Genomic DNA, 14,275 nt, shown 5'->3' with positions numbered 1-14,275 from the left:
GTCAAGGCGGATTCAGCGGCGGGCGGCAATCGTCCTCAAGGTCAAGGAGCAGGAGCCGGCAGAGGACCTGCAGGTGCAGGTGCAGGCGCTGGTGGAGGTACCGGACAACGGGGCGGACGCCCTGGAGATGCGAATCGTCCAGCTGCTCGCGGAGACGCGAAAGGCCGTACGGGGGAAAGCAGCTTCAACCGTAACGGTCCCGCCGGCAAACGTCAGGACAGCCGTTTTGACGATAACAGAGGTTTTAGAGGCAGAGGTAAAGGCGGCAAAAACAACCGTAAAAATAATATGCCTCCGCGCGAAAAAAATCGACAATACACCTAAAAAGGTTATCGTCCGCGGTAATATGACAGTCGGCGAACTAGCCAAATTGCTTCATAAAGACGCTTCCGAAGTCATCAAGAAGCTGTTGATGATGGGTGTCATGGCGACCATTAACCAGGACCTCGATTTGGACACCGTACTGCTGGTGGCAAATGACTACGGCGTTGAGACCGAAGTGAAGATCGTCGTTGAAGATATGGCATTCGAGAACGTTGAAGAAAACGACAATCCGGATGATCTGGTATCTCGTCCTCCAGTGGTTACGATCATGGGTCACGTCGACCATGGTAAAACGACATTGCTGGATGCGATCCGTGAAACGAAAGTAGCGAGCGGAGAAGCTGGGGGAATTACCCAGCACATCGGCGCCTATCAGGTTGAGATCAACGGCAAGAAGATTTCGTTCCTCGATACGCCGGGCCACGAAGCGTTCACAACTATGCGTGCCCGTGGAGCTCAGGTAACGGATATCACGATTCTCGTTGTCGCAGCGGATGACGGCGTAATGCCTCAGACTGTTGAAGCTATTAACCATGCTAAGGCGGCGAATGTGCCGATTATCGTTGCGGTTAACAAAATAGATAAGCCGGATGCCAATCCGGACAAAGTAATGCAAGAGTTGACTGAGCACGGTCTTGTTCAGGAAGCTTGGGGCGGGGATACGATCTTCGTTAACGTATCCGCCAAGCAGCGCATGAACCTCGATGAGCTGCTTGAAATGATCCTGCTCGTTGCTGAAGTGAATGACTACAAAGCGAATCCGGACAAACGGGCGCGCGGTACGGTCATGGAAGCCGAGCTGGATAAAGGTAAAGGACCGGTTGCGCGGATCCTCGTGCAGAACGGAACACTGAGAGTGGGCGACGCATTCGTTGCAGGCGACTGCTTCGGACGCATACGGGCAATGACCAATGACCGTGGCCGCCGCATCAAGGAAGCGGGTCCTTCCACCCCTGTGGAAATTACCGGCTTGACCGAAGTACCGCAGGCCGGCGATCCGTTCATGGTATTCGAAGACGAGCGCAAAGCTCGTGAAATCGCCGATAAGCGTTCGATCAAGACGCGCCAAGAGACGATGAAGGCTAACCAGACGGTAACGCTTGAAGACTTGTTCAGCAAGATCAAAGAAGGCGAAATCAAGGAGCTTAACGTCATCCTTAAGGCGGACGTTCAAGGTTCCCTCGAAGCGCTCAAAGGCTCTTTGGAGAAAATCGAAATCGAAGGCGTCCGTGTCAGACCGATCCACTCCGGCGTAGGGGCGATTACCGAGTCGGATATTATTCTGGCTGCCGCATCGTCTGCAATCGTCGTCGGATTTAACGTTCGTCCTGAATCGGGTGCTGCGGCTACCGCCGAGCAGGAGAAAGTGGATGTGCGCCTGCACTCCATCATCTACAAAGTAATCGAAGAGATCGAACAGGCGATGAAAGGGATGCTGGATCCCATTTTCAAAGAGAAAGTCATCGGCCACGCGGAAGTTCGCGAAACGTTCAAAGTTACCAAAGTCGGTACGATTGCCGGTTGTATGGTTACCGACGGCAAAATGCAACGCAACGCCGAAGCGCGTCTCATTCGGGGCGGAGTCGTACTTTTCGAAGGTAAACTCGATTCCCTCAAACGATTCAAGGATGACGCCAAAGAGGTTGCGGAAGGCTACGAATGCGGAATCACATTGGACAAATTCAATGATCTACAACAAGGCGACATCATCGAAGCGTTCGTCATGGAGTCCGTGGAACGCTAACGATCAGCTCGCATAAGAGGTGTACGAAATGGCCAAATTTCGAGTCGGGCGGGTCGGGGAACAGATCAAAAAAGAAATCAGCACTATCATCCAGACGGAATTGAAGGATCCCCGCATCGGGTTCATTACCGTAACCGGAGTGGATGTTACGAACGATTTGTCGCTGGCCAGGGTGTACTTGAGTATTCTCGGAAGCGAAGAGCAGAAAGAGGAAACCTTGAAAGCCATCGGCCGCGCCAACGGTTTCCTGCGGTCGGAGCTCGGCCGCCGTGTCCGGCTCCGGCATACGCCTGTAATGGAGTTTCGGTTCGACAGCTCCATCGAATATGGAAGCCATATTGAAGCGCTGCTTCAGCAACTCAACAAAGATTCGCGGGAGTCCTGAACTTCCCGGTGCGCCTCTGATCATGAGGAACGAACTTAGCTGGGAGGATGCAAGCATGTGGGCAAGGACTCTGCAGGAAGCCGAGACTTTCATTCGTGAGAGGGACGATTTCCTCGTCGTATCTCATGTGCAGCCGGACGGCGATGCGGTCAGCTCCACGGTTGCCGTCGGCTGGCTGCTCGAAAAGCTGGGCAAAAAGTATACGATGCTCAATGAAGGCCCTGTGCCTTCCCGGCTTCATTTTTTATGGAAAAGCTCTGAAATCGTCACATTGGAAGAGGAGAAGCCTCCGCTTCGCCAATTCCGGAACGTGATTGCTGTGGATTGCGCCGATTTCGCACGAGTAGGCAGAACAGCTGCCTGGTTTGCGCCGGATATGCAGATGCTGAATATCGACCATCATCCGACCAACAACGGCTTCGGAACGGTCAATCTGTTAAAGTTCGATGCAGCCGCAACCGCAGAAATCTTATTCGAACTCATCGATCAATTGTCGCTTGATATTGATCGGGATGTGGCGTCTGCAATCTATACAGGACTGCTCACCGACACGGGAGGGTTCCGCTATTCAAGCACGAGCCCGCTCGTCATGTCGATGGCTTCGCGTTTGCTCGCAGCGGGAGTGAACGGCCCTGAATTAGCCGAGCTGTTATTGGAGCGGATAAGCATGGGTCAGATGCGGATGCTGCAGCGCGGACTGAGCCGCCTGACTTTCAGCGGCGATCAGCAAATTGCCTGGCTTTGGGCAACCTCCGAGGATTTGGCGGAAACGGGCGCTACCAACGAAGACCTGGAAGGGCTCGTCAACTATCCGCGTAACATTGAAGGGGTTCAGGTCGGCATTCTGTTCAAAGAAAACGGACAGAAATCCGTCAAGGTCAGCATGCGTTCGGCAGGCCGGGTGAATGTGGCAGCCGTAGCCCAGCATTTCGGCGGCGGCGGGCATGTTCGTGCGGCGGGATGCAGATTGACGGATCCGCTTCCTGAAGTGATCAATCAGGTGATCGAAATCGTACAGAAGGCGCTGGATGAACAATGAGCACTGAGCCTGCACCATCGATTGAGGGCGTATTGGCCGTGTGGAAGCCGTCAGGCTGGACCTCTCACGACGTTGTCGCCAAAGTACGGGGAATGCTCCGCATCCGACGGATCGGGCATACGGGAACGCTGGATCCGGCGGTTACCGGCGTGCTTCCTCTTTGTATCGGACGGGCCACCCGGCTGGTCGAGTACTTGCAGGAAATACCCAAAACCTATGAGGCGACGCTGCGTTTCGGAATTGCCACGGATACCGAAGACTTGAGCGGCAAAGTGGTGGAACAGCGGGACGCTTCTTCTTTAACGGAGAAGCAGATCGTTGATGCCGCATATTCGTTTGCAGGGGAAATCGAACAGGTTCCTCCGATGGTGTCCGCGGTGAAGGTAGGCGGCAAGCGTCTTTATGAGCTGGCCCGGCAAGGCCTGACGGTCGATCGAGCCCCGCGCCGAGTCCGCATTCATGAAATAAAGGTTTTGAAAGTTGACGCCAATCGCGAGCAGCCGGAACTCACCTTTTCCGTAACATGCTCCAAAGGCACCTATATTCGGACGCTTTGCGTGGATATCGGCCGCAAGCTCGGTGTGCCGGCCGTCATGGCTGAGCTTGTGCGAACAGAGAGCGCAGGCATTACCCGGCAGCTGACGGTCACCTTGGATGAAATCCCTGTGCTTCAGGAGCAAGGGCGTTTAACGGATAAAGTCATTTCAGCAGACACATTGTTGACTGATCTTCCTGCCATAGTAGCCGAGCATGCGGAAGCCATTCATGCTTTGCAGGGGAAAGCGATTCAAGCGAAGCGCTTGCAGACGCCTCCGGCTGCGGAGGGCCTTTGCAGATTGTATCGTTCAGACGGTATTTTTCTCGGTTTATTCACCGTCGATGGGAACATGGAGACGGTACGTCCCGTCAAAGTGTTCCACCCCTCGGAAGAACAGGAGTCGGCGGACAGGTAGTCCGTTCAAGCAGGAGGGCATCAGGTGGAACGTTATGATATTACCGTTCAACATGTAACGGATTTGACGGGGCTGCCGGAAGGCGCCCGCAAGCAGCAAGGGTTGTCGCTTGCGATCGGCTTTTTTGACGGTGTTCATTCGGGGCATCGGGAAGTTGTGCGGCAGGCGGTAACTTTGGGTAAGGAGCAGGGTCTGACGCCTTCTGTCATGACCTTCGATCCGCATCCCCGGGTCGTGTTGGGGCAAGGTTCGGAGTACCACACCGTGCTCACTCCGCTTGATGATAAGCTGGAACTGCTCGCCGATCTCGGTGTGGAAGCGGCGTATATCATCCGTTTCGATCGTCCTTTCTCGGAAGTGAGCGCGGAGCAATTCGTCAAGCGCTTGATCGTTCCTCTCGGTGTCCGTACGGCCGTCGTCGGCTTTGATTTCTCCTTCGGCCATCGCGGAGCAGGTGATGCGGAAGCGCTCGGCCTGTACGGCGGCGGTGACATTCAGGTTCATGTGATCGCTCCGGTTTTCCAGGGCGGAGACAAGGTGAGCAGCACCCGCATCAGGGAGATGCTCGCAGAAGGCGAATGCCGCGAAGCGAATGTGCTGCTGGGCCGCACCTATGAAGTCAAGGGGTTCGTCGTGCACGGAGAGGCTCGGGGACGGGAGATCGGATTCCCTACGGCGAATGTGATGCCTGAGCAGCCTTATGTGATTCCCCGGCCGGGCGTGTATGCCATTCAAGCCGAGCTGATTACTCCTTCAGGAGCCAGGGGCGAGAGGCATAACGGGGTGCTGAACGTCGGGTATCGGCCGACGTTTGAAGCTCCAGGCGGGGAACTGAAGCTGGAAGCGCATTTGTTCGATTTTCAAGATGATCTGTACGGCTGCCAGCTGGCAATCAAATTTCATTCCTTCCTCCGGCCGGAACGGAAATTCGCTTCAATCGAGCAGCTGACCGCACAGATCGCTTCAGATGCCGATGAAGCGCGGCGAAGACTGACCGATATCCGGGTTTGAACGTTTTGGCGAACACCATTGTACCCGGCAGCGCCAATATGATATACTAATACACGTTGCTGAAATCGGCCTATGCCGACGAGGAAGCACACGGAACCTTGGCTTGGCAGCGCGCCCTCACCGACGCCTGCGAGGCTGACGGCGATTCTAATGAAGGAGGTGAACAAGGATGGCATTGACGCAAGAGCGTAAACAAGAGCTGATCGATCAGCACAAGACACACCCGACGGACACCGGATCCCCGGAAGTCCAGATCGCTATCCTTACGGAGAATATCAACAATCTCACGAATCACTTTAGGGAGCACAAGAAAGATCACCACTCCCGCCGCGGTTTGCTGAAGATGGTTGGTCAACGCCGTAAGCTGCTGGCGTACTTGAAGAACAAAGATATCAGCCGGTACAGCGCCCTGATCGCAACATTGGGCTTGCGCCGTTAATTTTCTGGCCGAAAGCAACCTGCATAGCCGAATGGGCTCCACAGCCCGCATGGCACCAGGTTGCTTTTTTCCCATGTTGGGGACATGCCCGCTGCAAGGATATGCCTAAGACGCTGCGAGGCAGGAAATAATGGAAAGAGCAGCGAATGTACATAAGGTTAATAAGAGGAGGGACTTTGTTTGGAACATCGCGTTGAAATGCAGCTTGGCGGTCGACCGTTCAGCTTGGAAACCGGACGATTGGCCAAGCAGGCGAATGGAGCTGTCGTCGTTCGTTATGGTGATACGATGGTGTTGTCCACCGTCACGGCTTCTACAGAGCCCAAGGATCTTGATTTTTTCCCGCTAACCGTCAATTACGAAGAGCGGCTCTACGCCGTAGGTAAAATTCCCGGCGGTTTCATTAAAAGAGAAGGACGTCCAAGCGAAAAAGCGATTCTCGCGAGCCGTCTGACCGACCGTCCGATCCGTCCGCTGTTTGCGGAAGGTTTCCGCAATGACGTGCAAATTGTAAACCTTGTCATGAGCGTAGATCAAGATTGTTCTCCCGAAATAGCTGCAATGATCGGTACTTCTGCCGCTCTATCTATATCCAACGTTCCTTTTAACGGACCTGTTGGCGGTGTTATTGTCGGTCGCGTAGACGGTAAGTTTATCGTTAACCCGACGGTGGAACAAGAAGAGAAGAGCGACCTGTATGTCGTAGTAGCCGGTACCCGCGACGCCATCATGATGGTGGAAGCGGAAGCCGATGAAGTGCCTGAATCCGACGTGCTCGAAGCCATTATGTTCGGCCATGAGGAAATCAAGAAAATCGTAGCCACGATTGATCAATTGACAGATTCGGCCGGCCAGCCGAAGATGGCAGTCAAGCTGCATGCGGTAGATCAAGATGTGAAAGAGGCGGTGGCCGAATACGCTCAAAGCCGTTTGCAGGAAGCGGTCCGTATCGGCGAGAAGCATGCCCGCCAAGAGGCGATTGACGCGATCAATGCGGAAACCGTTGAACATTTCAGCGAGCAATATGCGGACGAGCCAAGCAAATTGAAAGATGTCAAAGAAGTGCTGTATGACATCGTCAAGACTGAAGTGCGCCGCTTAATCACTCATGATAAAGTGCGTCCAGACGGACGCGGATTGTCCGAAATCCGTCCGATTTCCAGCGATGTCGGTTTGCTTCCGCGTACTCACGGTTCCGGATTGTTCACCCGCGGTCAAACGCAGGCGCTCAGCGTATGCACGCTCGGACCTCTCGGCGAAGTCCAAATTCTGGACGGCATCGGGCTTGCAGAATCCAAGAGATTCATGCATCACTACAACTTCCCTCCATTCTCCGTCGGTGAAGCCCGTCCGCTCCGCCCGCCGGGACGCCGCGAAATCGGCCACGGGGCACTGGGTGAGCGCGCATTGCTGAAGGTAATCCCTTCGGAAGAGGAGTTCCCGTACACCATCCGTCTTGTATCTGAAGTTTTGGAATCGAACGGCTCCACCTCGCAGGCAAGCATTTGCGCCAGCACGCTGGCCATGATGGATGCAGGCGTGCCGATCAAGGCGCCGGTTGCAGGGGTAGCCATGGGATTGATCAAAGACGGAGAGCATACTTCCATATTGACGGATATTCAAGGGATGGAAGATCATCTCGGCGATATGGACTTCAAAGTGGCAGGAACCTCAGTCGGTGTAACCGCGATTCAGATGGATATCAAAATCGACGGGATCGACCGCGGGATTTTGACCGAAGCACTGCAGCAAGCGAAAGAGGGCCGTATGTTCATCCTGGGTAAAATGCTGGAGACGATGCAGGAACCTCGTAAACAGCTAAGCCAATATGCGCCTAAGATTATTACGCTTAAGATCCATCCGGACAAAATCCGAGATGTTATCGGATCCGGCGGCAAAATCATCAACAAGATTATTGAAGAAACAGGCGTTAAAATCGATATCGAGCAGGACGGCACCGTCTACATCGCCTCCACGAATGCGGAAGCCAATCAGAGGGCCCGCAACATCATCGAGGGTATTGTGAAAGAGGTCGTCGTCGGCGAGGTCTATACAGGTACGGTTAAGCGCATCGAGAAATTCGGCTGCTTCGTCGAAATCCTTCCGAATAAAGACGGACTCGTTCATATCAGCCAACTCGCGAACGAGCGCGTTGCGAAAGTCGAGGATGTCGTGAATATCGGAGATCAGATCGAAGTGAAAGTAACGGAAATCGATAATATGGGCCGCATTAATTTGTCCCGTAAAGCGCTGCTCGGCTCTGAGCAAGCATCCGTTTAATTTTCCGCAAACTCCATAATGCCGGACAAAAGAGACTCCTAAGCGAAGGTCTCTTTTTGTTTTGGTGCAAGCACGGATTTCCTCTGAGCGGCTTGCACATAAACCCCGCCTTTTCGGCATAAGATGAGGCAGTGTGGACGAGACGGGGGTGAGCCGAAACCATGAGAAAAACGTCGCAGGCAAGACTCGCGGCGATGCTGTTATGTCTGCTCGTTGTGCTGTTCGCAGGTACATACGGTCCGCTTAAGCCTTTTATCAGCGAGGTAAAGCAAGACGCAGCCGCCACTGCAGTTTTTGCTCATTCGAAAGCCGAAGATGAATTAATGAAGTGGATTCGGACAGAAGCCGAGAAGCAGAATATTCCGGCTGTCGATGCGGTTGTCGACCGGATCTGGAAAGCGATACCCGGCTACAACGGACGTGAGGTCGATGTTCAGGCCACTTACGAGAAGGCCAAGATCACCGGTGCGTTTCCCGGCATGGGCGAGGCATTCCCGTGGGTGTATCGGGAGGTAACGCCGAAGGTGAATCTGAAGGATTTGCCTCTGCAGCCCATTTACCGGGGCAACCCCGCTAAACCGATGGTGGCACTCATGATCAACGTCGCCTGGGGGGACGAGCATCTCGAGCCGATGCTCGCTATTCTGGAAGAGGAGAACGTGAAAGCGACCTTTTTCTTCGACGGCTCCTGGCTGGCGAAGAATCCCGATATGGCCAAAACCATTATCGCCAAAGGGCATGAGGTTTCCAATCATGCTTATTCCCATCCGAACATGAGCCAATTAAGCATCGAACAGCAGCGTTCGCAAATTGCGCGCACGGAAGCTTTGCTCAAGAAGCTGGGAGCGCGTAACGTCTGGTTCGCCCCGCCTTCCGGCGATTACGATATGCGCACGGTCAAGACGGCCAAGGAATTTGGTTTGCGTACCGTTCTATGGACGTTGGACACACTCGACTGGAGAAAACCTCCTTCCTCATCCGTGATCGCCAAAGTCTCCTCTCGCGTCAGTGCCGGAAGTCTTATTTTGATGCATCCCACACCCACTTCCCAAGGCGCTCTGAAAGGAATGATCAAGGTAATCAAAGCCAGAGGCTTCTCGCTGGGGACCGTATCCGAAACGCTCTCCGCCGATAGGGTATAAGTCGGTTGTGGCAAATGTCGGAATTTGATATAGTGGTATCATTCTTCAAAGGGGGAAAACGGGTGAAAAAATATCAGCTTAAGAACGGACTGCGTGTGATGATCGAATCTATCCCGACCTTCCGGTCGGTGTCGTTCGGCATCTGGGTGAAAACCGGCTCCCGTTACGAAAGCCCGGAAGATAACGGAATCTCCCATTTCATTGAGCACATGCTGTTCAAAGGGACGGAGCGATACAGCGCTAAAGAAATCGCCGACCGTTTTGACGGCATCGGCGGCAATGTCAATGCCTTCACTTCTAAGGAATATACATGTTATTACGCCAAAGTGCTGGACCAGCACTTGCCGATAGCAGTCGATATATTATCGGACATGTTTTTTGAATCGCAGATGGCGGAAACGGAATTGGCGAAAGAGAAGAACGTTATTCTTGAAGAAATCTCGATGTACGAGGACACGCCGGACGATACGGTACATGATTTGGCGTCGCGTGCCGCTTTTGACGGACATCCGCTGGCGTACTCGATTCTCGGAACGGCCGATCGACTTAACGCGATGGGCCCTCAGGATCTCCGCAGGTATATGGGGCAGCGTTACCGCGTCGACAATACGGTGATCAGTATCGCCGGCAATGTCGGTGAAGAAGTGCTGGAGCTTCTGGAGAAGCATTTCGGCAAATTTGACAATAAAGGCGAAGAGCCGGATCTGACAGTGCCGGTCTTTCGCTCCCAAGCTTTATTCCATCGTAAAAAGACGGAGCAGAATCATCTTTGCCTCACTTTCCCGGGATTGTCGATTGACGCGCCTAACCTTTATGCGATGATTTTGCTTAACAACACAATAGGCGGCGGTATGAGTTCGCGGCTGTTTCAGGAAATCAGGGAGAAGCGCGGGCTCGCTTATTCCGTCTACTCTTACCATACCTCCTATGCGGACAGCGGACTGTTCACCGTATATGCAGGAACAGCACCGAAACAAACGCAGGACGTATATGATTTGACTATGGAATTGCTGGGAGAAATTGCTGCGAAAGGCTTAAGTGAAGATGAGCTGTCACGCGGCAAAGAGCAGTTGAAAGGCAACCTCATCTTGAGCCTCGAAAGCACCAGCAGCCGAATGAACCGTTTGGGTAAAAACGAGCTGATGCTCGGCCGTCACTATACGCTGGATGAAATGCTTGAGCGGATCGATAATGTGACGTTGTCCGATGTGAATGGAATCATGGACACGATGATGGAGAAACAAAGCGCCGTCGCATTGGTCGGCGCGGATGATAATGTGTTGTCGGGAAGCGGGAGGGACTTCGTTGTATCCAATCCAATTGAAGCGGCTGCCGGGGAATGAAGACGTCGCTCTGCCGCGCCGGATGTCCGAGGCGGCGGCGGGATTCGATCTTCATGCGGCCGTGACGGAGCCCCTAGTGCTTGCTCCGGGTGAACGCGCTCTTGTGCCTGCCGGCTTCGCCATGGCGATGCCTGCGGAGCTGGAGGCTCAGATCCGTCCGCGCAGCGGATTAGCTTATAAACATGGCATTACTTGCTTGAACACGCCGGGTACGATCGACGCCGACTATCGCGGCGAAGTGAAGGTGCTGCTCATCAACTTGGGTCAAGAACCGTTCACGATTCAGCGGGGTGAGCGAATCGCCCAAATGGTGTTCCAGAGGGTTCCTCATGTATGGCTGGAAGAAGTGGATGCGCTGCCGGATACCCCGCGGGGTGAAGGCGGCTTTGGGCATACAGGCAAATAAAGACTTGGTTCGGCTTCGGCCGGACCAAGTTTTTTTGTTTTTATGCACTGGAATATTTTTCTTCGCAGACGGACAAACTGATGGGAAGAAGTAACCATGGCCGACATGCGGCCGCAGGAGGGGAAGTCAGCTTTGACACCTTACCGTGTTCGTAAAATGTGTTTTCGTCTTTTCACATTAGCTTTGGCTATAAGCCTGGGGGCGCTGCCGTCCGCCGTTTGGGCGGAGGAAGCGAAAGGAAAGCCGGGCGGCCCGGCAGCCGACTTGGCGGCAAACGCACGGTCGGCCATTCTGATGGACGCGGACAGCGGTACTGTCATTTACGAGAAGAACAGCAATGCTGCGCTGCCGCCGGCGAGCATTACGAAAATCATGACCATGCTGCTTGTTATGGAAGCGATTGACGAAGGACGCCTGAAGCTGTCTGACAAGGTCCAAACAAGCGAATATGCGGCTTCCATGGGCGGCTCGCAAATTTTCCTGGAGACCGGCGAAGAGATGACTGTTGAGGAAATGATTAAGGGCGTCGCGATGGCTTCGGGCAATGACGCATCCGTCGCGCTTGCCGAGAAGCTCGCCGGAAGCGAGCAGCAATTCGTCGCCATGATGAACGAAAAGGCCGAACAATTGGGAATGAAAGACACAAGGTTCGTCAATTGCAACGGCCTGCCGGCAGAAGGACATGTGTCTTCTGCGCACGATATCGCTTTGATGTCCCGCGAGCTGCTTAAATATGAAGATATTACCAAGTACACCGGGCTCTATCAGGACTACTTGCGCAAAGACACCGCGAAGCCTTTTTGGCTCGTGAATACGAATAAGCTCGTTCGTTTCTACCACGGCGCGGATGGATTGAAAACAGGTTTTACAAGCGAAGCCAAGTTCTGTTTGTCCGCCACCGCGCGGCGCGATAATCTGCGTCTCATTGCGGTCGTGATGGGAGAGCCGAACACGAAAACGCGCAACGCAGAAGTGTCCCATTTGTTCGATTATGCTTTTGCGCAGTATACGAATGTTCCGCTTTACAAGAAGGGCGACGCGATCGGCACGCTGACCGTGGAGAAAGGCAAAGTAAACAAGGTGCCTTTGGTGGCGAAGCATTCCTACAGCATCCTGGTTAAAAAAGGCGATGCGGGGAAAGGCATCCGTCATGAATTGGTGCTTAACGAATCCGTGAAGGCACCGATCGAGAACGGCGAACCGATCGGTAAATTAGTCGTCTACCGCGGAGATCAAGTAGTCAAAGAGTTTCCGGTGGAATCGCCCGTCGCGGTCGATCGTGCCGGCTGGTGGACATTGCTCAAAAGAGTGACGGGGCAGCTGTTCCTAGTCGGTTAGTCAGGGAACAAAGGCGGTTTGACGGTTATTTCGTCGCCGCCTCTTTCGCTTATTTTGTCGTGTTAAGAAACGTTGTTTCTAGTTTTGTCGGGGGGCAGGAATGGGACCGCCGCTCGTAGAATTGGTGACGAAGCAGCCGGGTCGGCTTGCCGGTGACGGTGCTGGTGATCAACTGGGCTTCAACAATGGGAGGGGGAAATGGGAATGAGCTTACAGGTCGAGCTGGAGCAGCATCGCAACGTGTTGATCGTTCGGCTAAGAGGAGAATTGGATCATCATACTGCGGACATCGTCCGTTTCAAAATGGAGGACGCTATACTCCGGGGCAGATGCGATCACGTGGTGCTTAGCTTGAAGGAGCTGCAGTTCATGGACAGCTCGGGTCTCGGCGTTATTTTGGGACGTTACAAATTGGTGAAGGGCCGCGGCGGGAAAATGGTAGTTTCCGATATTCAGGCGAACGTTAAGCGGCTGTTCGAATTGTCCGGGTTGTTCAAAATTATCAATGCATACGAGACCGAGCGGTCGGCGGTAGCCAGTCTGGAGGTCGTATCATGAGCGGACACAATCATATGAAGCTTTCGTTTGCCAGCCGTTCCGAAAATGAGGCGTTCGCAAGAATCAGCGTCGCGGCCTTCGTAACCCAGCTGGACCCGACGATGGAGCAGCTGGACGAGATCAAGACGGTCGTGTCGGAAGCGGTAACGAACGCCATTATCCACGGCTATAACGGCAGCACTCATGGCATTGTGACTGTGGAGGCCGAAATCGACGGCGATATGGTTTCGATCTCTATCAGTGACCAGGGCGGCGGCATAGAAGATTTGGAGCTGGCGCGGCAGCCGCTCTATACGTCACGTCCGGAGCTGGAGCGTTCCGGAATGGGCTTTACGATCATGGAGAACTTTATGGATGAGTTTGACGCCGTCAGTACGCCTGAAGGCGGAACAACGCTGCGGATGAAAAAACGGATCGAATCGAAGAAAGCAATGTTCAACTAAAAACCGCGCGGCAGGGGTTGGAGCCATGGAAATGGAATGGAAACGATCGTCTCCGCCGGCATTTTTGGATGACAGCGAAGTAAAGCGCCTCATCGCGCTCAGTCAATCCGGAGATACCACCGCGCGGGACACGCTAGTAGGCAGCAATATCCGGCTGGTTTGGTCGGTCGTTCAGCGTTTCTCGAATCGAGGATACGACAGCGACGATCTATTCCAAATCGGATGCATCGGATTGCTAAAATCGGTCGATAAGTTCGATCTCTCTTTTGACGTGAAATTTTCAACATACGCAGTGCCGATGATTATCGGGGAAATTCAAAGATTTCTGCGGGATGACGGAACGCTGAAGGTTAGCCGCTCGCTGAAAGAATTGGCCAACCGCGTCCGCAAGGTGAAGGACGAGCTGTCCAAGCTTAACGGCCGGTCGCCTACAATCAGCGAAGTCGCCGAGGAGCTCGGTGTTTCTCCCGAGGAAATCGTATTTGCGCAGGAAGCGAACAAACCGCCGGCCTCCATTCACGAGACGGTGTTCGAGAACGACGGCGATCCTATCACGCTCATGGACCAGATTGCGGATGAATCTCAGGACAAATGGTTCGATAAGCTCGCGCTGACCGAAGCGATTCAAGGCTTAAGCGACCGTGAGCGCCTAATCGTGTTCCTGCGTTATTTCCGCGACCAAACCCAGTCGGAGGTCGCCAGCCGCCTCGGTATCTCTCAAGTTCAGGTCAGTCGTCTCGAGAAAAAAATTCTTCAAAACATCAAGGACCAGATCGCCCAGTAATGTCAGCCTAGCAGCCGATTAAGATGTTCTTTACGAGCATCTTGATCGGCTTTTTTGTCGTTTCCGAGTATGATAGGCGGCTCTGC

At 53.7% G+C, this 14,275-nt stretch carries 13 protein-coding genes and 1 pseudogene; all 14 read left to right on the top strand.

The features are described from left to right. Positions 1–2,068: pseudogene (gene infB / locus SD71_RS18050) on the top strand (translation initiation factor IF-2); the annotation flags it as partial. 28 nt (positions 2,069–2,096) lie between these two features. Beyond that, entirely contained in the window at positions 2,097–2,453 is a 357-nt protein-coding gene (gene rbfA / locus SD71_RS18045; protein WP_041066177.1) for a 30S ribosome-binding factor RbfA, read from the top strand. A gap of 55 nt (positions 2,454–2,508) precedes the next feature. Next, entirely contained in the window at positions 2,509–3,492 is a 984-nt protein-coding gene (locus tag SD71_RS18040) for a DHH family phosphoesterase (protein WP_041066174.1), read from the top strand. After that, a complete protein-coding gene (gene truB / locus SD71_RS18035) occupies positions 3,489–4,445 on the top strand; it encodes a tRNA pseudouridine(55) synthase TruB (protein WP_041066172.1) in 957 nt (318 codons plus the stop codon). Before SD71_RS18040 ends, truB begins: the two co-directional genes overlap by 4 nt. Before the next feature lie 24 nt (positions 4,446–4,469). Next, a complete protein-coding gene (locus SD71_RS18030; RefSeq protein WP_041066170.1) occupies positions 4,470–5,456 on the top strand; it encodes a bifunctional riboflavin kinase/FAD synthetase in 987 nt (328 codons plus the stop codon). Between the two features lie 169 nt (positions 5,457–5,625). Further along, a complete protein-coding gene (gene rpsO, locus SD71_RS18025; protein WP_041066167.1) occupies positions 5,626–5,895 on the top strand; it encodes a 30S ribosomal protein S15 in 270 nt (89 codons plus the stop codon). A 180-nt stretch (positions 5,896–6,075) separates the two neighbouring features. After that, positions 6,076–8,175 (top strand): polyribonucleotide nucleotidyltransferase, encoded by a 2,100-nt coding sequence (gene pnp, locus SD71_RS18020; RefSeq protein ID WP_082034322.1) that lies wholly within the window; start codon positions 6,076–6,078, stop codon positions 8,173–8,175. A 161-nt stretch (positions 8,176–8,336) separates the two neighbouring features. Further along, positions 8,337–9,317 carry a polysaccharide deacetylase family protein gene (locus SD71_RS18015; RefSeq protein ID WP_041066165.1) on the top strand — a complete coding sequence of 327 codons (981 nt, stop codon included), beginning with the start codon at positions 8,337–8,339 and terminating at the stop codon, positions 9,315–9,317. Between the two features lie 62 nt (positions 9,318–9,379). Next, positions 9,380–10,660, top strand: coding sequence for a M16 family metallopeptidase (locus SD71_RS18010; RefSeq protein ID WP_041066163.1), 1,281 nt, complete (start codon positions 9,380–9,382; stop codon positions 10,658–10,660). Next, positions 10,623–11,066: a dUTP diphosphatase gene (gene dut, locus SD71_RS18005; RefSeq protein WP_041066161.1), complete on the top strand. Its 444-nt coding sequence runs from the start codon at positions 10,623–10,625 to the stop codon at positions 11,064–11,066. Before SD71_RS18010 ends, dut begins: the two co-directional genes overlap by 38 nt. Positions 11,067–11,222: 156 nt before the next feature. Continuing rightward, the gene (locus tag SD71_RS18000; RefSeq protein ID WP_041066332.1) at positions 11,223–12,404 is read left to right on the top strand and encodes a D-alanyl-D-alanine carboxypeptidase family protein; all 1,182 of its coding nucleotides are present in this window, start codon (positions 11,223–11,225) and stop codon (positions 12,402–12,404) included. A 204-nt stretch (positions 12,405–12,608) separates the two neighbouring features. Continuing rightward, on the top strand, positions 12,609–12,962 hold the full coding sequence (spoIIAA, locus tag SD71_RS17995) for an anti-sigma F factor antagonist (protein WP_041066159.1): 354 nt from the start codon (positions 12,609–12,611) through the stop codon (positions 12,960–12,962). After that, a complete protein-coding gene (gene spoIIAB, locus SD71_RS17990) occupies positions 12,959–13,405 on the top strand; it encodes an anti-sigma F factor (protein WP_041066157.1) in 447 nt (148 codons plus the stop codon). The genes spoIIAA and spoIIAB overlap by 4 nt, the downstream gene beginning before the upstream one ends. A 25-nt stretch (positions 13,406–13,430) precedes the next feature. Beyond that, positions 13,431–14,189 carry an RNA polymerase sporulation sigma factor SigF gene (gene sigF, locus SD71_RS17985; RefSeq protein ID WP_041066155.1) on the top strand — a complete coding sequence of 253 codons (759 nt, stop codon included), beginning with the start codon at positions 13,431–13,433 and terminating at the stop codon, positions 14,187–14,189. Positions 14,190–14,275: the final 86 nt, after the last annotated feature.

This window comes from Cohnella kolymensis, from assembly GCF_000829465.1.
In the GTDB taxonomy this organism is placed as follows: domain Bacteria; phylum Bacillota; class Bacilli; order Paenibacillales; family Paenibacillaceae; genus Cohnella; species Cohnella kolymensis.
Note: the sequence above shows the minus strand (reverse complement) of the source record. Positions and strands in the feature narration are given on the sequence as shown.

Excerpts from the sequence above, each read along its gene's own strand:
- rbfA (WP_041066177.1), top strand. The coding sequence starts at position 2,097 with ATGGCCAAATTTCGAGTCGGGCGGGTCGGGGAACAGATCAAAAAAGAA.
- SD71_RS18040 (WP_041066174.1), top strand. The coding sequence starts at position 2,509 with ATGTGGGCAAGGACTCTGCAGGAAGCCGAGACTTTCATTCGTGAGAGG.
- truB (WP_041066172.1), top strand. The coding sequence starts at position 3,489 with ATGAGCACTGAGCCTGCACCATCGATTGAGGGCGTATTGGCCGTGTGG.
- rpsO (WP_041066167.1), top strand. The coding sequence starts at position 5,626 with ATGGCATTGACGCAAGAGCGTAAACAAGAGCTGATCGATCAGCACAAG.
- SD71_RS18015 (WP_041066165.1), top strand. The coding sequence starts at position 8,337 with ATGAGAAAAACGTCGCAGGCAAGACTCGCGGCGATGCTGTTATGTCTG.
- SD71_RS18000 (WP_041066332.1), top strand. The coding sequence starts at position 11,223 with ATGTGTTTTCGTCTTTTCACATTAGCTTTGGCTATAAGCCTGGGGGCG.
- spoIIAA (WP_041066159.1), top strand. The coding sequence starts at position 12,609 with ATGAGCTTACAGGTCGAGCTGGAGCAGCATCGCAACGTGTTGATCGTT.
- spoIIAB (WP_041066157.1), top strand. The coding sequence starts at position 12,959 with ATGAGCGGACACAATCATATGAAGCTTTCGTTTGCCAGCCGTTCCGAA.
- sigF (WP_041066155.1), top strand. The coding sequence starts at position 13,431 with ATGGAAATGGAATGGAAACGATCGTCTCCGCCGGCATTTTTGGATGAC.